At 35.9% G+C, this 25,518-nt stretch carries 17 protein-coding genes; 4 read left to right on the top strand and 13 right to left on the bottom strand.

Going from position 1 to position 25,518, the window contains the following annotated elements:
- Position 1: 1 nt before the first annotated feature.
- The 11 genes from C8C85_RS16505 to C8C85_RS16455 all read right to left on the bottom strand — a co-directional run bounded on the left by C8C85_RS16505 (position 2) and on the right by C8C85_RS16455 (position 14,793).
- Positions 2-1,249, bottom strand: a complete 1,248-nt coding sequence (locus C8C85_RS16505) for an efflux RND transporter periplasmic adaptor subunit (protein WP_111410172.1) — start codon at positions 1,247-1,249, stop codon at positions 2-4.
- Positions 1,246-2,505, bottom strand: coding sequence for a TolC family protein (locus C8C85_RS16500; protein ID WP_111410171.1), 1,260 nt, complete (start codon positions 2,503-2,505; stop codon positions 1,246-1,248). The genes C8C85_RS16505 and C8C85_RS16500 overlap by 4 nt, the downstream gene beginning before the upstream one ends.
- Positions 2,492-4,429: an efflux RND transporter permease subunit gene (locus tag C8C85_RS18675; protein ID WP_024981693.1), complete on the bottom strand. Its 1,938-nt coding sequence runs from the start codon at positions 4,427-4,429 to the stop codon at positions 2,492-2,494. The genes C8C85_RS16500 and C8C85_RS18675 overlap by 14 nt, the downstream gene beginning before the upstream one ends.
- 10 nt (positions 4,430-4,439) lie before the next feature.
- A complete protein-coding gene (locus tag C8C85_RS18670) occupies positions 4,440-5,720 on the bottom strand; it encodes an efflux RND transporter permease subunit (RefSeq protein WP_111410170.1) in 1,281 nt (426 codons plus the stop codon).
- Positions 5,721-5,725: 5 nt separating this feature from the next.
- Positions 5,726-6,196: a heme-binding domain-containing protein gene (locus tag C8C85_RS16485; RefSeq protein ID WP_111410169.1), complete on the bottom strand. Its 471-nt coding sequence runs from the start codon at positions 6,194-6,196 to the stop codon at positions 5,726-5,728.
- 1 nt (position 6,197) lies between these two features.
- A complete protein-coding gene (locus C8C85_RS16480) occupies positions 6,198-6,764 on the bottom strand; it encodes a DUF3347 domain-containing protein (protein ID WP_111410168.1) in 567 nt (188 codons plus the stop codon).
- Between the two features lie 30 nt (positions 6,765-6,794).
- A complete protein-coding gene (locus tag C8C85_RS16475; RefSeq protein ID WP_111410167.1) occupies positions 6,795-7,412 on the bottom strand; it encodes a heavy metal-binding domain-containing protein in 618 nt (205 codons plus the stop codon).
- Between the two features lie 4 nt (positions 7,413-7,416).
- Positions 7,417-8,265 carry a DUF3347 domain-containing protein gene (locus tag C8C85_RS16470; RefSeq protein WP_111410166.1) on the bottom strand — a complete coding sequence of 283 codons (849 nt, stop codon included), beginning with the start codon at positions 8,263-8,265 and terminating at the stop codon, positions 7,417-7,419.
- 159 nt (positions 8,266-8,424) lie between these two features.
- Positions 8,425-8,796: a hypothetical protein gene (locus C8C85_RS16465; RefSeq protein ID WP_024981686.1), complete on the bottom strand. Its 372-nt coding sequence runs from the start codon at positions 8,794-8,796 to the stop codon at positions 8,425-8,427.
- 191 nt (positions 8,797-8,987) lie between these two features.
- Positions 8,988-14,369 carry an N-6 DNA methylase gene (locus tag C8C85_RS16460; RefSeq protein ID WP_111410165.1) on the bottom strand — a complete coding sequence of 1,794 codons (5,382 nt, stop codon included), beginning with the start codon at positions 14,367-14,369 and terminating at the stop codon, positions 8,988-8,990.
- The gene (locus C8C85_RS16455; RefSeq protein ID WP_111410164.1) at positions 14,356-14,793 is read right to left on the bottom strand and encodes a DUF1896 domain-containing protein; all 438 of its coding nucleotides are present in this window, start codon (positions 14,791-14,793) and stop codon (positions 14,356-14,358) included. Before C8C85_RS16455 ends, C8C85_RS16460 begins: the two co-directional genes overlap by 14 nt.
- Positions 14,794-15,349: 556 nt before the next feature.
- On the opposite strand from C8C85_RS16455, the gene C8C85_RS16450 reads away from it, so the two are divergent.
- From C8C85_RS16450 to C8C85_RS16435, 4 genes are read left to right on the top strand one after another with little or no spacing between them, the layout of a single operon-like run.
- Positions 15,350-18,352, top strand: a complete 3,003-nt coding sequence (locus C8C85_RS16450; protein ID WP_111410163.1) for a type I restriction endonuclease subunit R — start codon at positions 15,350-15,352, stop codon at positions 18,350-18,352.
- Entirely contained in the window at positions 18,345-19,643 is a 1,299-nt protein-coding gene (locus tag C8C85_RS16445) for a restriction endonuclease subunit S (RefSeq protein WP_111410162.1), read from the top strand. The genes C8C85_RS16450 and C8C85_RS16445 overlap by 8 nt, the downstream gene beginning before the upstream one ends.
- Before the next feature lie 3 nt (positions 19,644-19,646).
- Entirely contained in the window at positions 19,647-20,768 is a 1,122-nt protein-coding gene (locus C8C85_RS16440; protein WP_111410161.1) for an AAA family ATPase, read from the top strand.
- A gap of 15 nt (positions 20,769-20,783) precedes the next feature.
- Positions 20,784-22,433 (top strand): type I restriction-modification system subunit M, encoded by a 1,650-nt coding sequence (locus tag C8C85_RS16435; protein ID WP_111410160.1) that lies wholly within the window; start codon positions 20,784-20,786, stop codon positions 22,431-22,433.
- Between the two features lie 81 nt (positions 22,434-22,514).
- Here the strand turns inward: C8C85_RS16435 and C8C85_RS16430 are convergent, their stop codons facing one another.
- Together C8C85_RS16430 and C8C85_RS16425 are read right to left on the bottom strand one after the other, a co-directional pair.
- Entirely contained in the window at positions 22,515-23,399 is an 885-nt protein-coding gene (locus tag C8C85_RS16430; protein ID WP_111410159.1) for an ORF6N domain-containing protein, read from the bottom strand.
- Positions 23,399-25,486 carry a type IA DNA topoisomerase gene (locus tag C8C85_RS16425; RefSeq protein WP_111410158.1) on the bottom strand — a complete coding sequence of 696 codons (2,088 nt, stop codon included), beginning with the start codon at positions 25,484-25,486 and terminating at the stop codon, positions 23,399-23,401. The genes C8C85_RS16430 and C8C85_RS16425 overlap by 1 nt, the downstream gene beginning before the upstream one ends.
- Between the last annotated feature and the right edge of the window lie 32 nt (positions 25,487-25,518).

Raw genomic sequence — 25,518 nt, 5'->3', positions numbered from 1 at the left:
TTTATTCGGTTTTAATGAAGCTTTCGCTGTCAATTAAATATTGTGCGTTTTTAGCAATTGTATCTCCCACAGAAACGCCTCCAATAATTTGAACAAAATCATCAATTTCAATACCCGTTTGTATTGCTGTTGCTTTGAAGCCATTGTCCAATTTTATAAAAACAACTTTTTTGTTGCCCAAACTAACCAAAGTTTGTTTTTGCAACCAAATTCCCTTTGTGGAATTTAATTGCACAACACCCTGTAATCTTGTTCCAATGGGCAATTTTATAGTTGAATTATTCAAATGCACCCGAATCCTATTGGTTTTATCAGTTGGATTCAACTGTGTTTCCACAAAATTTATTTTTGAATAAATACTATTCTTTTCATCCAATTCAGAAGAAATATCAATAGACTGATTGATTTTAATAAGGCTATTGTAACCTTGCAAAACATTGAAAATACCCCAAACTTTATCGGTATTCGCTAACTTGAAAACAACTTCCCCTTTTTTAATATAGTTTCCCTGTTTGATATCCAAAGTTTCTGTGTTGCTACTTGTATTGGACATAGGAGAAACACTAGAACTAGTCATCTTTTCGGTTCCCGTGATGATTCCGTTAGCGGGACTGTAAATAACGATTACAGGATTCACTTTTTTAGCGGAAGCCAATGTGTTAACTTGATTATTGGACATTCCATAAAGTAATAATTTTTGCTTGGCGGAATTAATAATCGATGTGTTTTGACTGTCATTGGAAATCAAATAGATAAAATTTTGCTGTTCGTTCAATAATTCAGGGCTGTATATTTCAAATATTTTTTGTCCTTTGGTTACTTTTTGGTACTTATAGTTGACGTACATTTTTTCAATTCTACCACTTATTCTCGCTGAAATATTTACAGATGAATTCGGATCGTAACTCACTATTCCGGGTAAACTGATTTCGCTATTTATAACTGTGTCTTTTACCGTTGTGGTTTGATAATTTCCCACAACAAAACTATCAGTAGGTTTCAAAAGATCGTTGATAGAGTCATTTTTTTCAGAATGGTCTTCGGTTACTTTTTTTACTAAAGTCATTCCGCAAATAGGACAACTGCCCGGTTTGTCTTTGATAACTTCAGGGTGCATCGAGCAAGTGTAAACCTCATTTTGATGTTCCATTTCAGAATGTTTTCCTGATTTTGTTGCAAAGAAATAGATTGCAATTCCAATAAAAACTACGACCAAAAATAGTATTGCAAATTTTAAATATCTGTTCATAATTTTTCGATTTCAAGTTGTTTTTCTATTTCTACTTGTGTAGCTAAAATCGACTTTAATTTGTCTAAAGCATCAATTTGAGTCATATTCATAGCTTCCCAAGCTTCTAATGCCACAAATAAATCTCCGGTGTTATTTTGCCAAGCTAAAATAGCTGTATCATAATTTCGTTTCAAAGCCGGAATAATATTTTCTTGCGTAATTTGGTATTGCTTTTTCAGGTTCAAAAACTCAGCATTCATTCCTTTTATCATACCGCTTGCTTCGTTCGCAATCATCTGTTTTTGCCAATCCAAACTTTCGTTTTTGATGCGATAACTTTCCATATTGGCTTTGTTCATTTTGGTTGAATAAGGCATTGGAATAGTGACCATTCCCATCAATGAAAATTGTTGTGGCTGATTGCCAAAAGCGAACATATGGTCGTATTTTACACCAAATTCAGGTCTGGTTGCCACTTTTTCAACCTCTATTTTCAGGTTGTTGATTTCTTTGGTTTTATCAATGGCTTTGATATCACTACGGTTGTTGATGTAGGGAGACAAATCGGTTTCGAAGAGATTGAAATCTTTAATCTCGTAATTGGAATCAATTTCTAAATCCTCGTTTTTATTACGAGCCATTAATGTATTGAGCATATATTTTCGCTGTGATACATCATTTTCCAACATCACAATCATACTTTGCAAAGTGGCATATTGCGATTTCGCTTTGTAATAGGACGGCAATTTGTCCATATTATATTGATAGCGTATTTCCATACTCTTAATCATATAATCTAAAAGCAAAAGATTGTCTTGGGCAATTTTTATTTTTTTCTTAATGATAATCCATTCATAATAATAGGTTTTGGCCAATGCATTTAATTGATTGAGCGTGAAGTTTTTATTTTCACTTTCGACTGATGACATTGCTTTCATCAAATTTTCATTGGCATTTAGCTTAGAAGCATTCGGAATCATTTGAGTTACTCCCAACATATAACTCCCCATTCCTGGCCCCATTTCGTCGGCTTTCCATAGATTGGAATTGTACGGAGTCATAAAGAAACCCGTTTCCACTTGCGGTGGCATCCAACTTCTGGCTCCTTTGGCCGAAGCATCCATACTCTGAATATCGGCATCGTACATTTTCAGTTGGGGATTATTTGTCTTGATGGTACTCAAGACATTATCCAAAGTAAGTGTTTGGGCTTTAGTATTTGTAAAGCTTAAAACCAAACAACTCAGGGCGATATAAAATTTAATGTTTTGCATCTATGAGACTAATTTTTCCTTTTGTTCTTAACTCGTGAAGTTTCACCATCTCAAAAACAACCGGGGTTACTAATAATACATAAATTGTTGAAGTAATTGTTCCTCCTATGAGCGGAACAGTGATTGGGAGCATCACATCTGCTCCTGTTCCCGTTGCCCAAAGAATGGGGATTAATCCAAATAATGAAACAGAAACTGTCATCAGTTTTGGACGTAATCGTTTGGCAGAACCATCAATAATATACTCTCTCACTATTTCTTCTGTTAGGGTTTCTTTGCTGTTACCGTGTTTTTCGACCATTTTGTTCATCGCTTCATTCAAATATATAGTGATTAACATAGCTGTTTCGACAGCCAAACCAAACAAAGCAATAAAACCGACTGCTACAGCCACCGATAAATTAATCCCATAGAAATACACCATAAAAACTCCCCCGATTAATGCAAACGGAACCGTTATCATTGTAATCAAAGCCTCTTTCATAGAATGATAAGTGAAATAGAGAATGAGGAAAATAATCACGACAACAATTGGCAGAATTAAACCCAATGTTTTGTTGGCTCTGATTTGGTTTTCCCATTGACCGCTCCATTCCACATAATACCCTTTGGGCATTTTGGTTATCATTTCATTCAGTTTTTTCTGTGCTTCTTTGACGGTACTTCCTAAATCACGGTCACGAACATTAAACAATACACTTCCACGAAGCATTGCATTTTCGCTGTTTATCATTGGCGGGCCATCGCTTATTTTTACATCGGCAACCGTTTCCAAAGGAATTGGGCCAAAATCCATTGTTTGTACTTGTAGCTTTTTCAAGGCTTCAATACTACTTCGATATTCTTGTGCATATCGTGCGTTTACCGAAAAACGCTGTCTTCCCTCGATGGTTGTGGTGAGTTTCATACCTCCAATTGAAGCTTCCACTACATTGTTAATATCATCGATGCTTAGTCCGTATCTGCCAATAACTTCTCTTTTGGGTTCAATATCAATGTATTTTCCGCCCGTAATAGGTTCAGCGTACAAGTCTTTTACTCCCGAAGTTCCATCCAATGCCATTTTTATTTTTTGTGATAAAGCATTAATGGTGTCTAAATTTTCCCCGTAGATTTTTATTCCCACATCGGTTCTGATACCTGTCGAAAGCATATTGATACGATTGATAATAGGCTGTGTAAATCCATTAGTTACTCCCGGTATTTGCAGTTTATTGTTTATATCATTTATAATATCCGCTTTTGTTTTGCCTTCTCTCCATTCGTTGTGGGGCTTCAGCAAAATAATTGTTTCAATCATACTTATGGGGCTGTTGTCCGTTGCTGTATTGGCTCTTCCTGCTTTTCCTAAAACGTGAGCCACTTCGGGAATTGATTTTATCAATCGGTCCTGAACCTGTAAAATTCGTTTCACTTCAGAATTGGACACATCGGGCAATGTTACAGGCATAAATAAAACAGAACCTTCGTCGAGCGGAGGCATAAATTCAGAACCAAGTCTTGTAAACATTAACACACCAATTAACAGCGCCACAATATTGACTGCCAAAACTGTTTTTCTCCATTTTAAACAAAGCGTCAAAATTGGAGTATAAATGCTTTCCAATTTTCTGTTTATCGGATTTTTATTTTCTGTACGAAGTTTGCCTTTAAGTAAAAAACTAATCAGCACAGGAGTAAGTGTAATCGCAAAAAACGCATCCACAATTAGTATAAAAGATTTTGTCCAAGCCAATGGACTAAACAATTTACCCTCCATTCCCGTAAGCAGGAATACGGGTAAAAATGAAGCAATTACTATTATTGTCGAATAAAAAACACCCGGTCCAACCAATTTGGAAGAGGATTCAATTAGCTTCAGTTTCTCATCGGAAGATAACGGGTCATTTTCTTTTTTGAATATATTTTTCAGTTTATCTTTCATTTTACGTAACTTATTGGTTATTATCCATTTCTTCCTGTTTCTCAGAAATTGTCCTATACGCATTCTCTACCATTACAATTCCGTCATCAACCAAAACACCAATTGCTAAAGCAATTCCCGTGAGCGACATAATATTTGAAGAAATTCCAAAAGCCTGCAGGAAGATAAAGGCAACCGCCACCGAAATTGGTATTTGTATCAAGATAATTAATGCGCTTCGCCAATGAAAAAGAAAAAGCAACACCACTATTGAAACGGCAATCATTTCTTCGATTAGCGTTCCTTTGACAGATTCAATTGCTTTCTCAATCAATTCGCTTCTGTCATAAGAGGTTTTAAAAGTTACGCCCTCGGGTAGTCCTTTCTCCACTTCTTTCATTTTGGCTTTGACCGCTTTTATGACATTATCTGCATTTTCTCCGTATCGCATAACTACGATACCACCAACGACTTCTCCTGTGCCATTTTCATCAAAAATACCCAAACGCAAATCGCCTCCCATTTGAATGGAACCGATATCTTTTACCCGCACCGGAATAGAATTGTAATTTTTGATGGCAATTTCTTCTACGTCCTTTATGTTTTTTATATACCCCAAACCCCTTATGATGTATGACATATCACTCATTTCGAATTTCCGTCCTCCCACATCATTATTATTGGCTTTGACGGCATTCATCACTTCCATCATAGTGACTTTATAATATTGCATTTTCAAAGGATCCAAAACCAATTGGTATTGTTTTTCAAAACCTCCAAAAGAAGCCACTTCAGCAACCCCTGGAACAGTTTGCAATGCAAATTTCACGTACCAATCCTGCAAGGCTCTTTGTTCTCCCAAGTCCATACCATTAGCATCCAAATGATACCAAAAAATGTGACCAACACCTGTACCGTCAGGTCCAAGTGTAGGAACTACATTTTGAGGCAAAAGACGTTGGGCGTAATTAAGTCTTTCCAAAACCCTTGTCCTTGCCCAATAAATATCAACATTGTCCTCAAAAACAATGTATACGAAGCTCATTCCAAACATAGAAGCACCACGAATATTCTTAACTTTTGGAATTCCCTGAAGATTAGAAACTAAAGGATAAGTTACCTGTGATTCAATAACCTGTGGACTTCTTCCCATCCACTCCGTAAATACAATTACTTGATTTTCGGACAAATCAGGAATGGCATCAATGGGATTTTGTTGCACGCTATAAACACCCCAAGCAAATAAACAGGCCGAAACGAGCAAGACGAGTAATCTGTTTTTTAATGAAAATGATATTAATTTTTCTACCATAATGTTTAGTATTTAGATGAAAGACTATCGCTAGTTTTCTCAATCCAATTCATTACTTCCTGTTTTTGACTACTGGAAAGTATTGCGTTTTTATGGATTAAAGTATAAGAAGCCAAAGGCATTTCATTAGATTTTATTTCTTTAACAATTCTATCTAATTTATTCTTTTGCTTTCGGCTACTATAGTTTCCCCATTCATTAAAATTCAAATTTTCTTTTCCTTCTTTGATATGGCTCTCCATTAAAAAACGAGCGGGTTGAATGTTTGAATACCAAGGATAGTTGGTGTAATTGCTATGGCAGTCATAACAAGAGGTTCGTAAAATGTTTTTTACATTTTTAGGCACATTATATACTTTTGTGAAATTAGCAGTTATATCCTGCCTATAACCTAAATTACGAGCAGGCTGATATAACTGCATCAGCAAAAAAATAATTAATCCAATAAAAAGTATTTTTTTGAAGATTCTTTTCATCTTAGAATTCTTTTCTCACTGAACCACAAGTAAGCATTTCTGAACCAAAATAAGGGTTTTTGATGTCTTTCAGCTCGCTTATCCAAATGGCTCCTTTTCCTTCATCAGCCATTGGACAAAAATCCTGATACAGCTTTTGTTCTGTTCCAAAAGTTTTTATCAAATCGTTGATGTCTTTGCTCATCAATACAAAATGCTCTCTTTGGTGTGCTATATTCCCCGCATTATCCCCAATATGTTCAGCGTGTTCTTTAACATCATCGGCAATATCCATATAGGTTTTCATCTGTTCACCAGATAATTTTTTCATATCGATTTTTCCCAAAGTCTCCACCAATGCTTTTCCTGCATCGGCAGTAGCGTTAGAATCGTCTTTAGTCAAAGCATTTTTTAAAGACAAATAATTCGTTACAATTTCTTTAATGGAAAAAGAAGTAGGATTGACTTTTACAGTTGCAGTTTCAGGTTTACTTGTTTCTGAATTAACTGTTTCTTCTTGCTTATTTTTTTGATTACAAGAAACCATTGTGATTGCTACTGCTATTGCTGAAAGAATTATATTTTTCATTTTTATTTTTTTTGTTATTGAAAGATTAGATTAGTGTTTATGGTCTTCTGTTTGCGTCATATCCATACCGCATTTAGGACATTTTCCAGGTACATCTGAAGTGGAACCATCCATAGGACAAACATATTTTGTCACAATTTTACTTTGAGGCTGACTTCCTTTTTGAGGGTGCAAATCAACTTTTTCGGTGACTTTTACCAAACCCATTCCACATTTAGCGCATTGACCAGGTTTATCAGAAGTTGTGCCGTCCATCGAGCAAACATATTTTGTCACAGTTTTATTCGTAGGCTGACTTCCTTTTTGCGGGTGCAAATCAATTTTTTCAGTGGTTTTTACCATTGCCATTGCACATTTAGAACATTTACCAGGTTTATCAGAAGTTGATCCATCCATAGGACAAACATATTTTGTCACAATTTTACTTTGAGGCTGACTTCCTTTTAGCGGGTGCAAATCAATTTTTTCGGTGACTTTTACCATATCCATCCCACATTGTGGGCATTTACCTGAGCTTGAATTTGTTTTGTCAGGATGTGTAGGACAAACGTAAATTGTTTTTTGTTCTTCCTTTTTTGTAACAGTTTGTGCTGTTACTGCTGAATTAAATGCAAAAAATGCACTTAATACAATAATTAGTGTTTTCATCTTTTTAGTATTTTATTGTTTCTATAGTTTTACCACAACTCAACATTTGTGAGCCATAGTAAGGATTTTTAACAGCATTTTCTTTGCTTAGCCAATTGGCATCTTGCATTGGGCAGTATTGGTAATAGATCGCTTCAGTAGGTTTGGAAACTTTAATCAATTCATAAATGTTTTTAGATAATGATTTGAAAAAATCTCTTTGTTTCTTAATATCTTGTGTTTCAGAAATACTTTTGGAATCGGCAGTTAAATCTTTTAAGATTTTCATCCAAATCACATGTTCATCCATTTTTAATATTTCCATTTTCACTGCAGTAATCGAAGATAATAATGCTGCTGCTTTTTCAGAAGCTGTTTTAGCATCTGTTTTTACTAAAGCATCTTTCAGTAAAAAATAATTGTCCAAAACTGGCTGTAGTTGATTTACGGTTTGATTTTCAGCTGTTGTTGAAAGTCTGTTGCTTTCCATTCCTGTCATTTCGCTTTTTGGTTCTGTTTTAACAGGAACTTTTGCCTCACGATCATATTGACAACATCCTGCAAGTTTTGAATATGTATCATCTGGAGCAAGAAATTTATCACTGTCATAACCTGACAATGCAATACGTTTGAGTATTTCGTCTTGACTGGTTATTTTAGAATCATAACTAAGGACAGCCATTTTTGTATCTGCGTTCCAGTCAACGTTTGCGACATTTTTTAGACTACCTGCTTTTTCTATTTTGGCTTCGCACATTCCGCAGTTTCCGTAAATTTTAACGGACTCTATTTTAGCATTTTTAATTTGTGCGTTGGATACCACTACTGATAACAATAGAAGTATTGCTATCATTATTTTTTTTAATGAGTTCATTGTATGTAAATAATGTTAAATTGAATTAGTTAAGCAATAACAAAAATGAAATCATAGAATACGCATCATCTTGAAATTGAAATTAACCGATAAAATAAATGATTTGGAGACCAATAATAGTTATCAATAAGATATAATTATGGCTATCAACTATAGATTTTAGCTTATTTTAGGTATAAGCCATAGAGAATTAAAACCAGAAGAAATAGTGGTTTTGTAATTATAAAATTTTTGTTTTTCAGAAGAGAAATTAAAAAGATTGCTATTAAATTTCAATTCATTAATAGCAACAGTACTACTGTTGCAAGAAGTAGCGCAACTGCATCTAGAATGGTTACATTTTCCTCCACAACCTTCGTGATTTTTCGTTTTGGAATGATTGTCATTTTTGCAACAATCATCTTTATCCATATTTGAAGATGTCTCTTTTGTAGAAGAATGTTTTGTTGAATTATTTTCACAGGCAAAAGAATTACTTGGTATCAATAAGAAACCAAATAATACTATTACTAAAATGTGAAATTTATTCATTGTAGTTTAATTTGAATCAAAATTAATCAATTTATATTGATTTTTTACTAACAACGTGTTAAAAATCACATTTTTGCTACACTTTTCTTAACAATTTAGCTATCATAGTTACGCATCAGAAGACAAAAAATTAAGGTGTTTTTCAAAATTTACTACCAAATAAAAAAGAATGTTTTTTTTTACCAATGAAATTACATTGCTTTCAAACCTACAGAAGACCTTTCCTTAATATCACTGATTTTTATAGCTTCTTCCTGCTCTTTGGGCTCGGAAGCAATAGATAATTGTATTTTCCTATCAATGGCTGCCAATTCGGTTTTTAGTTCGCTCAACTTATTTTCCTTTGTCCATATACCATTGACCACTGCCTGAAGTACAGGCAAGTCTTTTTGCAACTCAGCAATCTTCTTTTGTTCCTGCTCAATATAACTGGGAATTTTTTCTAAAGCACTAAGGAAATTCATTGATGCAAGCTTTGCGTCATTAGCAATCAAGCCATTATTATAAGTGTATTTTATGTTGCCTTCACCCTGTACCAAAAAACGATTGACTTTTATATCAACACCCTCTTTTTCGGATATTTCAGTTTTAACCAATAATGTAAACCCATACAGGCTGCCTATTTCGTCATACTGACCTCCAGTACGGGCTTTATCCGCAATCTGGTTAAGTTTGGTTCCAATCTGTTTCACATCGGCATTAGGTGACAATCCGTCTAGCTGTACAAGGTTCAGTATCGTTCCATCCTGCCCTTTTTGTAAGCGCTGTTGCAGATTTTCCCAATCGTGACTCATTCGTTCCAATCGTGACTTGGCAGACTCTAGTGTCGCAGAAATATCTTCCAGCTTGTATTTGGAGCTGAACTTGGAACGATTGAATGCCTGCTTCTCACTTTCCAATCCAGCAACCTGTTTTTCCAGCTTTGCTTTTTCCAAAAGGTCGGTATTGCCCGAAAGTATAGCTACGTATTCAGAGAAATTCATTCCCGATTTTTCATCCATACTACCCTCATCAATGGTTCGCTTTCCGAGATTATTGGTTTTAAGCTGGTCAATAAAAAGCTGTTTATTGTAGAGCAGATTGAACTTGTAGCTGTCCAACGATTTTTCGACTGCATAGATAATTACATCCACCTTGTTATCGGCGAAAAATTTGGCAATTTCATTGCCTTTTCGGACAGCCCTTCCGTCACGTTGAGCAAGATCGCTTGGTCTCCACGGGGTATCCAAATGATGAACGACAACAGCTCTTTTCTGTGCATTTACACCAGTTCCCAACATGCCGGTAGAACCAAACAACACACGGATTTTCCCCTCATTCATACCGCCTATAAGCTCCTTGCGTTGCTTATCATTTTTAGCTTCCTGTATAAAACGGACTTCATGTGCCGGTATACCGTAATCATCTACAAGTTTGCGCTTGATTTCCCCATAGACGTTCCATTCTCCAGACTTGTAAGTACCTAAATCAGAAAAGATAAACTGCGTTCCCTTCTGTGCATGGAATTTTTGGTAATACTTTGCAATATTGGCTGCACAATGGGAAGCTTTGTTATCCGGGTGGTCATTATATTTACTGCTTACCATCCGCATATCGAGGGACATCTTACGGGCATAATCCGTAGCAATCAGCATCTTTGCTTTTTCTTCCCTATCTGTCAGCGGAGGTCTTCCCAATAAGGTAGCATTACCTGATTTAGCAAAATCCATCAATTTCTGGATGAATACTTCCTGATCTGGTGTAGGCGGTATATTATAAAGCACCTCGTTCTTTTCCGGACGATCTATACCAATATCCTTAGCCGTTCTGTAGTCCGTGATTTCCGAATAGAACTGTGCCAGTTCCGGCACTTTGATAAAGTAGCGGAAGCGTTCTTTTGACACGATATTATTCGCTACCGAAAACTCATAATCAGTCGTTTTCCTTGCATAGATAGCCGCCCAGGCATCAAAACAGTTAATACCTTGTTTTTCCAATGCTCTTGGACGGAGATATTTAAACAAGAGATATAACTCGGTTAAGGAATTGCTGATAGTTGTACCTGAAAGAAAGGTAGCACCCATATCGTCTTGTATGCGATCCTGAATGGTGCGGATGGCAAAAAGCAGGTTCATGGCCTTTTGGCTTCCCATCATATTGCCCAAACCTGCAACCCGGTCATGACGCGTATTGAACATCAGGTTTTTGAACTGGTGGCTTTCATCAACAAATAAGTGGTCGATGCCCATCATCTTAAAATCCACTACATCATCTTTTCGGTTTTCGATGTCATGTTCCAAAGTTTTCAGCCTAACTTCAAGGTTCTGTTTCCTGATGATTACACCTTTGAGCATACCCCTTGAAATCTCTTTGCCCTGTGCTTCCAAAGCGGCAAGATTATCTTGCACGCTGTTCAGTTCGACTTGTAGGATTTCCTTTTGCATTTCTGGCGACTGGGGTATCATGCCAAACTGGTCATGGGTCAATATCACGCAGTCCCAATCGTTGTTTTTAATATCTCCGAAAATCCGTTGCCTTTTCTGTGGGGTAAAATCTTCTTTGCCAGGATACATAATTTTAGCATGTGGGTAGGCTTTACGGTACGTTTCTGCAATCTCATGAACATTGGCTTTCAATCCTATTATCATAGGTTTGTGTACCATTCCCAAACGTTTCATCTCCTGTGCTGCGGTACACATCACCAATGTCTTACCGGCTCCTACTTCGTGATCGCAAATCGCACCGTTGTTCAGCTTGATCATCCATACTGTATCCTTTTGGCTCGAATACAAATCGTTAATGCCTAAGCCTTTTCTGTCCAGTCCTGGAAATTCCTGATGGCTTCCGTCGTACTGCGGACGCACAAAACAGTTAAAGGTATCGTTATACTGGTCGGTCATCCTTTTTTTAAACTCATCGTTTTGAGTGTGAAGCCATTCGGTAAAGGCGGTACGTATTTCATCAATCTTGGTATTCGCCATCTGTATAGCTTCCATATCCCGTACCTTTACTTCCTTATCATCAATCATTACTTTTTTGGTAATATCAGGAGTAGTATTGACTAATGCGTTTTTCAGCAGAGCAATCCCGTCAAATGTTCGGCTATCAGACTTGACGGCATATTTATCCCATATATGTATATTTTTCTGATCGCATTTTATAGAAAAGTCATCGGAAGTTTCAGAATACTGGATACGCACCTCCGTATCGAAAAGATAAGAAGCAAAACGGGCATAGATCCCTGTAGGTATCCAGCGTTCACCAAGATTGAAATCCAGCTCTTCAAATTCGATACGTCTTGGTCGGGCTTCTTCTAAAGACGTAAGGCTTTCTTTGGCCTGCCTATCATCGGGATTGCTTTCGAGATAGCTTTTTAAGGCTTTAGCTTTCTCCACCACATTGCCAGCTACCCATCTTTCAGCTATTTCATATTCCTTTTCCAAAGGATTATAAAAGATGCGTCCATGTAATACCTCTTTCAAATCATCGGATGATATACCGCTGATTTGGGACATAAAACCTAGATCAACGTTCCCGTATTTGTTCAGCGATGCGGCTAACGCCTCATCGGGATTATCGGTAGCTAATGTGGTAATGGAGAAGCTTACCGGACGGTGGAAGATATCCGCCTTATGTACCACACCGCCCACAATACGTTCCAAATAAGGCATTTCCTTACCGGAACTGTCTGTTTTGATAAGCTTGATATTATCGGCACTGTTCAGGTTGCCGTACCTTTTTACGAAGGCATCGTAAACCTTATTAAATGTTTCTCTCTCTTCTTTATGTTCGGTTTGCAGTTTGGCTTCCTTCTGATATAAATCGAGGTAGTTATCTCGTACAGAAATATATGCTTCAGCTCTTCCTTTCTGTAAGGACGATAATTGCAAAGGATGAAACATTGCCTGTTTCTTATCGCTATCAAAATCTTTAAGATAGCCGACCCAGCCGTTATCCACTGCAAGGCTATCGTTACGATGAAAAGACTGTATTACTTTGGAATAAATTGCAGGTTCGGGAATGGTGTTACCTGCAGTAATCTTTTCGGAGAGATTATTTCCTTTCAGTCCTGAAAACAAATCGCCGATAACTTCCTGTGTTTTCCTTTGATTTGGGGTATTTTTATTTACAGGAGAAATAGAAACAGGAGGTTGCTGCATCAAACCGCTGAACAGGTTTGGCTGATACCCATTCTCCGCCCTTCTTATTTTGGCTGGCTGTTTTTTTGCTCTGACTGCTTTAACAAGAGTAACAACAGCCACTGGCTCTTCTAAATTTTCAAAGAGGTCAAAAATGCTCAGTTGCCTTTCTCCTTTTACAATGCCCTTATTTGTTGTTGGAGCAGATAATGTCTGTGTTTCTTTTGTAATGCTTATAGGTTCAGAAGTGGAAAGTGCAACCTTTGGTGTTGCAGGAATTTGTTTGACAGGCGTATCGCTTCGTTCGCCTTTATACAAGCCAATATTCAGATGCTTTCCAAAATCTTCCGATAGCATTTGCTTAAGGTCTCTGGCAATTCCTTCCACGCCATCCCTGTGCGTATAGATAAATGCAGGTTGACCGTAAGGATCGGTATCTAACACACGTGTAGTATGTATAATCCTTCCGCTATCCTGAAACAAGGCATTGCTTGGTGTATTGTATTGAGTTATTTGGCTCTGACAAAACAGTTCCTCCGATTCGGTCAAACTTTGTTTTGCAGTATTCTTTTGCAGAATTATCAAATCGCTTCCCACTTCCGTACCTGCATAGTCAGTAAAGAGGTTATTGGGCAATCTGACTGCTGAAACCAGGTTGTTATCCTGCATTAATGCCCTGCGTATGGGTTCATTCTTCTGGCTGTTCAGCACACCTTGTGAAGTGATAAAAGCCAGCACACCACCTTCACGGAGCATGTCGGCTCCCTTCATAAAGAAGTAATTGTGTATGCTTCGGGCAGCCTGTACTTTTGCAGTGTCCGTGCTTCTGGAATAGGAAAGGTCAAAAACGGACGTATCACCGAAAGGGATATTGCTAGCTACCACATCATAGCTGTTTTTTTCCTTTTCGGGTATTTCTTCAAAGCCGCTAATGCGGATCGTATTATCGGGATAGAGCTGTTTTAAAATTTTTCCAGTGAGCAAGTCCTTTTCATAAGCGGTAACCTGTGGCATATCTTTATCTGCAAAGGATTGTATGAAAGAACCTTTACCGGCAGATGGTTCTAAAAGTTTTTGAATGCTTACACCATTTTCTTTTAATGTGGTGGAAATAGCATCAATAACCAAAGGTGGTGTGTAAAATGCAGTCAATACAGAACTCCGCATACTGTCCACATATCTACGGTATTGTTTTTCATCAGTTGAATTTTCTTTTAGTAGCTGATGGAGTTCCTGTGTTACTGGGAAAAGTTCATGTTCGGTCTTTCTCCAATGGTTAATGTCTATCGGATTTTGGGCAGGATTCAACACAAATTTTAGACCACCAAATCCGCTGTATTGCATCATTAGCAGTCTTTCGCCTGCGGAGGCTTTTCTGTTCTCCTTTTCCAGTTTAAAAGCAATTCGCAGGGAATCAATATTCGATTGGAGATGTTGACGTTTACTGAAGCCCATGTTCCTCTATCCATATTGCTATGGTTCCTGTCAGTTCCGTATAGAGCAAATCAAACTCCGTTGTATAGGCGAAGTCATCCGTTAATTTGTAGTTTGTAAAAACAGGGTAGCAAATAGGCAACATCTTTAAGGCAAACGGTCGTAATTCTTCATCTGCCATTCTCGCATCAAACTCATTGCAGACTACTTGAAAAAGGGTATCAAATTTTGAAAAGTGCAATCCTTCAAATAAGACATAATCGGCAATATGATCACATTGGTTTATTGGGTTTCCTGCTCGAAAAGCATCTTCATAAGCATTGGAAGCCCAACTTGAACGCTGGTCAATAAATTTAACATCATACGCTTTTTCGGGAAAGCTTATAGTTAATAATTCTTGCAGTCGTAACCTGAAATATGACAGGTCTTTTTGCTGTGTATCCATACAATAAAATGTTTATGATTTGCTTAATGGATAAATTTAAAGAAGGCAATAAAAGCTTTTGCAGATGTGGCGCAGTTTGGCTTTAAGAAGCAGAATTTGGAATTAGGAAATTAATCACAGAATTTAACTTATATCAATAAAAATTTCAGTACGAATTCGAATTAAGTAGACTTAAGAGTTTTTAGTAAGTTCACAAAGAGCTCCACAACACCTTAAATAACTGGAAATCATTTTTACTGGTGCTTAAGACACCCAACCGCTGTGTTTTTCTCAATAATTTATTATTTCAATCCAAAACATACAATGATTATTTACACCCTTTGCTAGTTCATTTTTACTATATTTGACGCTACAAATCTAACTAGGCTTTGAATAAACTGGACTGAATACATTCTGAAAAAGAAAGCTATCTCACAAACTTGGCTTGCTAAAAAATTAGAAAAAATTATAACGCAGTTAACGAGTATGCCCGAAATGTGAAACAACCTAGAATCAAATGTTTGTAACGAATTGCAAAAATTCTGGAAGTTAATACTAAAGATCTATTGAAAGAAGAATGACCAAAGAATCACAAATAGAAGAAAATCTAATTAAGCAACTAGCGGATCTGAAATATAATTATCGAAAAGATATTATTGACAGAAAAACACTAGAACAAAATTTCAAAACCAAATTTGAAGCATTGAATCGTGTTCATTTAACCGAAAGTGAATTTATACGTTTACGAGAGGAAATCATTAATCCTGATGTATTTGCAGCTTCTAAACTATTGCGTGAAAAAAATTACTTCCAACGAGAAGATGGAACTCCTCTACATTACACATTAGTAAATATAAGAGACTGGTGTAAAAATGATTATGAGGTTATAAATCAGTTACGCATCAATACGGAGAACAGTAATCACCGCTACGACATTATTTTGTTGATTAATGGCTTGCCTGTGGTACAAATTGAATTGAAAAAATTGGAAATTTCGCCACGAAAAGCAATGCAGCAAATCGTGGATTACAAAAATGATTCTGGAAACGGATACAACAACACATTAATGTGTTTTATGCAATTATTCATTGTGAGTAACAGCAATAGAACCTATTATTTTGCTAATAATAAAAATCAACATTTCAGTTTTAATGCTGATGAACAGTTTTTGCCGATTTATGAATTAGCAGACGAAAGCAATAAAAAAATTAATTACTTAGAAGAGTTTGCCGATAAATTTCTTAAAAAATGTACACTTGGTGAAATGATAAGCAAGTATATGGTTTTAGTAGAAAGCGAACAGAAATTGTTAGTAATGCGACCTTATCAAATATATGCAGTAAAAGCTATTGTTGATTGCATTCACCAAAACCGAGGTAATGGTTATATATGGCACACTACGGGAAGTGGTAAAACCTTAACCTCTTTCAAGGCATCTACGCTATTGAAAGACAATCCGGATATTGAAAAATGCCTTTTTGTGGTGGATCGTAAAGACCTTGACCGCCAAACTCGTGAGGAATTCAATAAATTTCAAGAAGGTAGTGTAGAAGAAAATACCAATACCGAAACATTGGTAAGGCGTTTATTATCTACCGACTATACCGACAAAGTAATTGTTACTACCATTCAAAAATTAGGATTGGCATTAGACGGTACGTACAAAAAAAACTATAAAGAACGTTTAGAGCCGTTACGCAATAAACGTGTAGTTTTCATCTTTGACGAGTGCCACCGTTCACAGTTTGGAGATAATCACAAAGCCATAAAAGAGTTTTTTCCAAATGCGCAATTATTTGGTTTTACGGGTACTCCTATTTTTGATGAAAATGCCTCCTATCAAATAAGAGAAGGTGAAGAGGCTTCATATAAAACCACTGAAGACATATTTCAACAAAGATTACACGCTTATACCATAACCAACGCCATAGATGATAGAAACGTATTGAAGTTTCATATTGACTATTTTAAAGGTAAAGGCTATTTGAATGCCAAACCAGGCGAAGCTATTGCACAACAAGCGGTAGTAGAAGCCATTCTCGACAAACACAATGCAGCAACGGCTTCAAGACGTTTCAATGCAACATTGGCAACGGCTTCAATAAATAACGCTATAGAATATTATCAGTTATTCAAAACAATTCAAAAGCAAAAGAAAGCCGAAAACGAGGATTATGTGGTACTTAATATTGCTTGTGTATTTTCTCCTCCTTCTCAACTAATAGCAAAAGAAGGGGACCAACAAAGTCAAAAGAATGCAGCAGATATAAAACAATTACAAGAAGATTTAACTCAGGAAAAAGAAGACAACAAACAAAATCCTGAAGAAAAGAAAAGAGCTTTAATAGAAATTATTAGCGACTACAATATGCAGTTTGGTACAAATCATTCTATAAATGAATTTGATTTATATTACCAAGATGTGCAACGACGTATCAAAGACCAAAAATACACCAATAAAGAAATTCCGCATAAAGATAAAATTGACATTACAATTGTAGTTGATATGTTACTCACTGGTTTTGATTCTAAGTACCTCAATACCTTGTATGTAGATAAGAACCTGAAATACCACGGTTTGATACAAGCTTTTTCTAGAACCAACCGAGTGCTAAACGATACAAAGCCTTATGGCAATATTCTAGACTTCCGATCTCAACAAGAGGCAGTAAACCAAGCTATTGCACTTTTCTCGGGTGAAAATAGCGGAAAAGCAAAAGAAATATGGTTGGTTGACCCTGCTCCTGTGGTAATTGAAAATTACCAAAAAGCAGTAGAAGCCCTGGATGTTTTTATGCAGGAAAACAATTTAGTAAACGAACCCCAAGAAGTATATAACCTAAAAGGCGATGCTGCACGAATTGACTTTGTAAAGAAGTTTAAAGCGGTTCAAAAATTAAAAGTCGAATTAGACCAATATACAGACATCACCGAAGAACAAAAGCTAAAAATTGAAACCATTCTCCCAACTGGGACTCTGCAAGAGTATAGAAGTTCGTACATAGAAACTGCTAAGAAGTTAAGGAAAATACAACAAGATGAAGGCGATGATGCACCTCCTGAAGTGCAACAACTCGATTTTGAATTTGTACTCTTTGCCTCTGCTGTTATTGATTACGATTACATAATGAGCTTGATTGCCGACAGTACACAAAAGAAACCTGCCAAGCAAAAAATGACCAAAGCACAGGTAATTAGTTTACTGAGTGCAAATGCTAATCTGATGGACGAACAAGAAGATTTAGCGGAATATATTAATAACTTAGACTGGAATAGCGGGCAAGATGTACATACTTTGACCAAAGGTTATGAAACTTTTAAATTTGATAAAAACGAAAAAGAATTAGCTACCATTGCTAACAAACACGGCTTACAAACAGCAGACTTAAAAGCCTTTGTAGATACTATAATGAGCCGAATGATTTTTGACGGTGAGAAACTGACAGACCTTTTAGAACCACTAGAACTAAGTTGGAAAGAACGTAGATTAAAAGAACTGGCTTTGATGGAAGACTTAGCACCCCATTTAAATAAAATTGCCCAAGGGCGAGAAATATCAGGATTAACAGCTTATGACTAAGAAGATAAATATATTGATACCTGAAATTCGCTTTCCCGAGTTCATGAATGATGGAAATTGGAATGAAAAAGAATTAATAGAAACCACAGACAAGAAAATTAAATGGAGTTTTACGGGCGGTCCATTTGGTTCAAATCTAAAGGCGAGTGACTACACTACGAACGGAATTAGAATAATTCAACTTCAAAATATTGGTGATGGTGAATTTATGGATAATTACAAAATATATACATCGATAGAGAAGGCTAATGAATTATTGAGTTGCAATATTTATTGCGGAGATATAATCATATCCAAGATGGGAGATCCTGTTGGACGAGCTTGTATGATACCTCTAAACATAGAAAGATGTGTTATGGCTTCCGATGGAATAAGATTAGTTGTTGATGAGAAAAAGTATTCTAAATATTTTATTTACTCCTTAATAAATTCGAAGGAAGTAAGAGAAGCAATCGATAAGAAAGCAACAGGATCAACAAGAAAAAGAATTGGTTTAGATGAATTAAAAAGAATTTCTTTAACCATTCCCAAATCACTCGAGGAACAACAAAAAATAGCTTCTTGCCTTTCTTCCTTAGATCAACTAATTACAGCTCATAACCAAAAATTAGATACCTTAAAAGAACATAAAAAAGGCTTAATGCAAAAACTATTCCCGCAAGAAGGGGAAACTGTTCCTAAATATCGTTTTCCTGAGTTTGTGAATGATGGGAGTTGGGTACAGAATAATTTGGATGAAGTAGCCACCTTTTTAAAAGGAAAAGGAATATCCAAAGCTGATATAATTGAAAACGGAAGTTTACCTTGTATTAGATATGGAGAGCTTTATACTCATTACAAAGAGACTGTTAGTGTTGTTAAATCTTATACAAATTTAAATGCTACCGATTTAGTGTTGAGTAAAGCTAATGATGTAATTATTCCTGCATCAGGTGAAACTCAAATTGATATTGCCACAGCATCTTGTGTTTTAGAAAAAGGAATCGCCCTTGGTGGTGATCTAAATATTATTAGGACAAAGATTAATGGTGTTTTTTTATCTTATTACTTGAATAATGTTAAGAGAAAGGATATCGCACAAATGGCTCAAGGTATTTCTGTAGTTCACCTTTATCCTAATCAATTAAAAACATTAATAATTAATATTCCTAAGCCTTTAGAGCAACAAAAAATAGCCTCATGTCTTTCTTCTTTAGAAGAATTAATCACAACACAAGTGGAGAAAATAGAACAGTTGAAGTTACATAAAAAAGGCTTGATACAAGTTTTATTTCCAAAAATTAACGATTAAAATATGAGTGGCAATATAAAAATTTTTAAATACAAGACATTAAGAAATGTAGCGGTTAGGTTAAGAGATGATTTAAACAACCATCATTTTGTATTGTTATTTGCCTACAATGGAACGGGTAAAACTCGCCTGTCAATGGAGTTTAAAGACCAAAGTAAAAAGCGAAAGAAAAACCCTGTAACTGACACACTCTATTATAATGCTTTCACAGAAGATCTTTTCCATTGGAATAATGACCTTGAAAACGATACTGAAAGACATTTGATGATTAATAGAAATTCAAGATTTTTTGAAGGATTCAGAGAATTAGCACTCGAAGAAAAAATATTCGCTTTTCTGGAACGATATGCTGATTTTGATTTTAGAATTGATTATGAAAATTGGACTATTGTTTTTAGTAAGCAAGTTAAAAATCCGAGATACAAGCCTGAAACAGAAGAATTAGAGTACATAATTCAAGACCATATTAAAGTATCAAGAGGAGAAGAAAATATTTTTATTTGGTGCATTTTTCTTGCTATATGTGAGTTAACCATTGACGATGCTGAGTCGTATAGTTGGGTTAAAAACATATATATTGATGACCCAATTTCTTCATTGGATGACAATAACACTATAGCTGTAGCTAGCGATTTAGCTCAATTATTAAAAAAAGGAAAGGACAAAGTAAAAGTTGTAATTTCATCCCACCATTCATTATTTTTTAATGTAATGTATAATGAACTAAGAAATATTGAACATAAAAGTCACTTTTTACATAAAAATAGCTCAGAGGGTTATATATTAAGGGCTACTGATGACACCCCGTTTTTTCATCACGTTGCTTTGTTAACTGAATTAAAAAAAGTATCAACTACACAAAAAGTAAATACATATCATTTTAATATGTTACGTAGCATATTAGAAAAGACTTCAACTTTTTTTGGGTATGATGAATTTTCCAAATGTATATATGGTATAGAAGATGAAGTACTTTTTTCACGTGCCTTAAATTTATTAAGCCACGGAAAATATTCAATATACCAACCTGTTGAAATGAATGAAGATAACAAAGAATTATTTAATAGAATATTGAATGCGTTTTTGGAGAAATTCGAATTCCAATTACCTGAAATATTAGCATAATATAAAAACAAGTCAATGACTCAAAAAGAACAACAGCAACTAGGTAAAACCCTTTGGGATATAGCAGATAATTTAAGAGGTGCGATGAATGCAGATGATTTCCGTGATTATATGCTTTCATTTCTATTCCTTAGATATTTATCTTTCAATTACGAAGAATCAGCAAAAAAGGAATTAGGAAAAGATTACCCAGACGATACTCCAAAGGATGTTATGTCTAGGCTAAAAGTTAATACTCCTTTAGAAATTTGGTATAAAGAAAACCCTAATGATATTGAAGACTTTGAAAAACAAATGCGCCGTAAAGTGCATTATGTTATTGAGCCTCATCATCTGTGGAGTAACATCACCGAATTGGCACGTACACAAAATGCAGATTTATTAGTAACTCTGGAGAATGGTTTCAGATATATTGAAAACGAATCGTTTGAAAGTGCTTTTCAAGGTTTGTTTTCTGAAATTAATTTGAATTCTGAAAAATTAGGTAAGACTTCTAATGAAAGAAACAAAAAACTCTGTACTATTATTCAGAAGATTTCAGAAGGAATAGCCGATTTTTCTGCTGATTCCGATACTCTCGGTGATGCTTATGAGTACTTGATTGGTCAGTTTGCAGCAGGTTCAGGTAAAAAAGCAGGAGAGTTTTATACGCCACAACAAATTTCAACCATCTTATCTGAAATTGTAACCTTAGACAGCCAAGACCCAACAATGGGTAAGAAAAATAAATTGGACAAAGTATTGGATTTTGCTTGTGGTTCAGGTTCTTTATTGTTGAATGTTAGAACGAGAATTAAGGATAACGGTGGTAGTATTGGTAAAATATTCGGACAAGAAAAAAATATCACCACCTACAACCTTGCTAGAATGAATATGTTATTGCACGGTATGAAAGATACCGAGTTTGAAATATTTCATGGGGACACGTTACTCAATCAATGGGATTTACTAAATGAAATGAATCCAACAAAAAAGATAGAGTTTGATGCAATTGTTGCCAATCCCCCCTTTAGTTTGCGTTGGGAACCAAACGATACTTTAGCAGATGATTTCCGTTTTAAAAGTTATGGTTTAGCCCCAAAATCAGCAGCAGATTTTGCATTTTTATTACACGGTTTTCACTTTTTAGGAAAAGAAGGCACAATGGCAATCATATTACCACACGGTGTTTTATTCCGTGGTGGTGCAGAAGAAAGAATTCGTACTAAATTGTTAAAAGACAATCATATTGATACCGTAATTGGTTTACCTTCTAATCTCTTCTATTCAACGGGCATTCCTGTTTGTATTTTAGTATTGAAAAAATGCAAAAAACAAGATGATGTTTTATTCATCAATGCCAGTGAACGTTATGAAAAAGGAAAGCGACAAAATACATTAAGAGAAGGAGATGGTGATGAACCCAATGACATTCAAGATATCATAGATACATATAAATATCGTCCAGAAAACATAGAAAGATATGCTCGTAGGGTTTCTATGGAAGAAATTGAAAAGAATGGGTATAATCTGAATATTTCAAGATATGTGAGTACATCACTTGACGAAATAAAAATTGATTTAAAAGAGGTAAACAAAAAATTGACTTCAATTAATGAAAGCATAAAGAAGAGTACAGATCGACACAATGAATTTTTAAAAGAATTAGGATTAAATAATATTTGATTGTAGTCGTGTTTGTATCTGATGCCGATTTAACACTGGGATTGATCTGATAAAATATGCCCTTTGAATTTTTCAGAGGGTTTATTGTTTATTCAAAATTTGGAGCATCCTGCCAACCTCAATATCCATTCTTGAAAATGCAAACCATTTTTTACCCAAGTCTTTTAATGATGCTCCGATATGATAGAGTTCGGTATTATCAATGATTAGAAAACGGTCATGCGCATTAGAAAAAATTTCAACTTCAACCGGGGGATATTGACTGTTGTATCGTTTCACATCCATCAGTAACTGATTACTTATGCTTTTAGTATAGATTGTTACGGTAACATCACTATTTCTCTTACCCAACAAGGTTAGCACAGTATCGTCCACATAATTATCAATAAGGATAATGGAACTTTGGGCACTACGAATAATATCAGAGACAAAAGCATAGGCATCAAAAATTTGCCCATTATAGAAAATGCCCTTTTCACTGTACAACTTTCCGCTTTCCAGTGCCTTAAAGATTTCTTCAAATTTCTGGTCTGCATCTATCTGTTTCAGTTCTATCTTATTCAGTCGATGAAACAAGGCTGCGTTATTAACAAGTATCTTGCGCATTTCCACAAAGGCATTCATTATCTCGATGCTTACTTTTATGGCAATATTGCTACGGAGTACAGCTGAAAGCATCGCAATTCCTTGTTCGGAAAAAACATAAGGCAGATAACGTCTTCCCCCGTAATTCAAACTTGAGGTCACAAATTGTGACCTCAAGTTAATTGCATCAAATTCATCCTGTGTCAATTGAAAACAAAAGGATTCAGGAAAGCGGTCTGTATTACGCTTTACAGTCTGATTAAAGACTTTGGTTTCTACCTGATAAATCCTTGCGAGATCACTGTCGAGCATAACCTGTTGTCCTCTTATAGTATAAATTCGGTTCTCAATTTCCTGACGGGTAATGATAGAATCACTCATTATTTCTTCGGAAGTTTAGATTTTTCAAATTCAAAAGAGCTTTCGGCTTTCTCATTTAATACGATATAGGCATCGAATTTCTTTCCGGATTTGCTTTTCATCCCTTTGATGAGAGAAGTTTTTCCTTTGTTGACAATGCATTCTATATCGGCTATACTGATTTGTACACCACACACATTTCGAAATTGTACCCAATTACAGTTCTCATCAGGACATTTGACAATTTTATCCCTTATAATCAGTTGCCTATTTTTGCATTTGGGACAGTCAAGCATAGCCCGATTTTCTTGTGCAATGGCAGTTTGCAATAATTCATTGGTAATTAATGCTGCATAGTTTTCCATTTCTTTTTGGAAATCATCTGCATTACTTTCGTTGTTTTCAATTTTCTGCAAAGTCAACTCCCATTCTGCAGTCATCGCTACGTCCGCAATCTTTTTATCTTTTATAAGTTCATAGACCTGTAATCCTTTACCGGTAGGTATCAGGGATTTATTTTCCCTTTGAATATAGTTACGGCTAAACAGGGTTTCAATAATGGTGGCTCTTGTGGCTGGTGTACCAATACCTATGTTTTGCATTGCTTTTCGTTCCTCTTCATTTTCAATCTCCTTTCCAGCAGTTTCCATAGCCGATAAAAGTCCGGCCTCAGTATAAAGCACAGGTGGTCTGGTTTTCTTTTCCAGAACCGAAGCATCTTTGATTTTGAGTTCATCACCTTTTTTCAGTTCGGGTAGTTCCTGCAGAGGTTCGGCATCATTATCAGAGAAACTGCCTTTGATGAAATGCCAGCCTGGCTCCAATATCTTGCAACCTTTCAGACCAAAATCATAATGCAAAACCTGTAAAGTAATATCGGTAATCTCTTTTGTACAAGCTTGTGAAATTGCTTCCAGTAGTCGAAAGGCAATCATATTGTAAACTGCATTTTCCCTTGCCGATAAAGCCGAAGGGATTTTGTCCGTAATCAGCAGACCATGATGATCTGTAACACGAAGATCATTCACTATACGTTTATTGAAATGTCCCCATTTCACTTTGGTTACTGCTTGCTTGAAGACTCCCATATCTTGCAAAGCCCTGATAAGATTAGGGATTTCTGCCCACATATCTTCCGGAATGTATTTACTTCCGGTACGCGGGTAAGTAATAAATTTCTTTTCATACAGGCTTTGGGCTATATTCAAAGTTTCTTCAGCAGACAGGTTCAATGTCTTGTTAGCTTCTTTTTGCAAGCCTGTCAGATCAAACAACAAAGGCGGTTGCTCCGTTACAGTTTTGATTTCTACTGACGTAACAGTAGAAATATTGCTGTTTCTTTGGATGGACTTCAACGTATCTTCTGCCAGTTTTTTGTCTTCCCATTTGGTTTTGGAAAGGCTTTTAAAATCTATGAACTCTTTTGTATGGGACAACTGTATCTGCCAGTATTGTTGCACCGAAAAATTTCTGTTTTCCTGATAACGCCTACATATTAAAGCAAGTGTAGGTGTCTGCACTCTTCCGAGCGAATAAATGCCGTTGCCTGCGGCAATTGACAGTGCCTGCGAAGAATTGATGCCCACCAGCCAATCAGCACGGCTCCTGCCTTGCGCTGCTTGAAATAATCCATCAAAATCGTTACCGGGTTTCAGGTTGTCAAAACCCTGCTTGATTGCCTTTTCGGTTAGCGAACTAATCCAAAGGCGTTCAAACGGTTTGTTGCATTTCAGATATTCATAGATGTAACGGAATATTAATTCACCCTCACGTCCGGCATCGGTTGCTACGATAATCTTTTCACTAAGGCCAATGAGCTGTTCTATTACTTTCAGTTGCTTTAATGCACCTATATCTGTCGTATAGCCTTTATCTTTTTTTATTTTACGTATTGTCAATAAAAAAGGATTGGGCAGTATCGGCAGGCATGATTTCTGAAATCCAGAAATGCCGTAATCTTCCGGCATACCCAATCCTACTAAATGTCCAAAAGCCCAGGTAACATAATAGCCGTTGCCTGTCAGGTAGCCATCCTTCTTTTCAGATGCTCCCAACAGGCCTGCTATTTCCTTGGCTACACTTGGTTTTTCTGCAATTACTATTTTCATATGTATCTTTTTATTCTATTTGTCACATAAAA

This window comes from Flavobacterium sp. 103, assembly GCF_003096795.1.
Taxonomy (GTDB): Bacteria; Bacteroidota; Bacteroidia; order Flavobacteriales; family Flavobacteriaceae; genus Flavobacterium.
The sequence above is the reverse complement of the archived record's forward strand: the minus strand, read 5'-3'. Positions and strand labels throughout refer to the sequence as shown.

What these genes read in the sequence shown, in the direction of transcription:
- C8C85_RS16505 (WP_111410172.1), bottom strand. Translation starts at nt 1,249, where the DNA reads ATGAACAGATATTTAAAATTTGCAATACTATTTTTGGTCGTAGTTTTT.
- C8C85_RS16500 (WP_111410171.1), bottom strand. Translation starts at nt 2,505, where the DNA reads ATGCAAAACATTAAATTTTATATCGCCCTGAGTTGTTTGGTTTTAAGC.
- C8C85_RS18675 (WP_024981693.1), bottom strand. Translation starts at nt 4,429, where the DNA reads ATGAAAGATAAACTGAAAAATATATTCAAAAAAGAAAATGACCCGTTA.
- C8C85_RS18670 (WP_111410170.1), bottom strand. Translation starts at nt 5,720, where the DNA reads ATGGTAGAAAAATTAATATCATTTTCATTAAAAAACAGATTACTCGTC.
- C8C85_RS16485 (WP_111410169.1), bottom strand. Translation starts at nt 6,196, where the DNA reads ATGAAAAGAATCTTCAAAAAAATACTTTTTATTGGATTAATTATTTTT.
- C8C85_RS16480 (WP_111410168.1), bottom strand. Translation starts at nt 6,764, where the DNA reads ATGAAAAATATAATTCTTTCAGCAATAGCAGTAGCAATCACAATGGTT.
- C8C85_RS16475 (WP_111410167.1), bottom strand. Translation starts at nt 7,412, where the DNA reads ATGAAAACACTAATTATTGTATTAAGTGCATTTTTTGCATTTAATTCA.
- C8C85_RS16470 (WP_111410166.1), bottom strand. Translation starts at nt 8,265, where the DNA reads ATGAACTCATTAAAAAAAATAATGATAGCAATACTTCTATTGTTATCA.
- C8C85_RS16465 (WP_024981686.1), bottom strand. Translation starts at nt 8,796, where the DNA reads ATGAATAAATTTCACATTTTAGTAATAGTATTATTTGGTTTCTTATTG.
- C8C85_RS16460 (WP_111410165.1), bottom strand. Translation starts at nt 14,369, where the DNA reads ATGGGCTTCAGTAAACGTCAACATCTCCAATCGAATATTGATTCCCTG.
- C8C85_RS16455 (WP_111410164.1), bottom strand. Translation starts at nt 14,793, where the DNA reads ATGGATACACAGCAAAAAGACCTGTCATATTTCAGGTTACGACTGCAA.
- C8C85_RS16450 (WP_111410163.1), top strand. Translation starts at nt 15,350, where the DNA reads ATGACCAAAGAATCACAAATAGAAGAAAATCTAATTAAGCAACTAGCG.
- C8C85_RS16445 (WP_111410162.1), top strand. Translation starts at nt 18,345, where the DNA reads ATGACTAAGAAGATAAATATATTGATACCTGAAATTCGCTTTCCCGAG.
- C8C85_RS16440 (WP_111410161.1), top strand. Translation starts at nt 19,647, where the DNA reads ATGAGTGGCAATATAAAAATTTTTAAATACAAGACATTAAGAAATGTA.
- C8C85_RS16435 (WP_111410160.1), top strand. Translation starts at nt 20,784, where the DNA reads ATGACTCAAAAAGAACAACAGCAACTAGGTAAAACCCTTTGGGATATA.
- C8C85_RS16430 (WP_111410159.1), bottom strand. Translation starts at nt 23,399, where the DNA reads ATGAGTGATTCTATCATTACCCGTCAGGAAATTGAGAACCGAATTTAT.
- C8C85_RS16425 (WP_111410158.1), bottom strand. Translation starts at nt 25,486, where the DNA reads ATGAAAATAGTAATTGCAGAAAAACCAAGTGTAGCCAAGGAAATAGCA.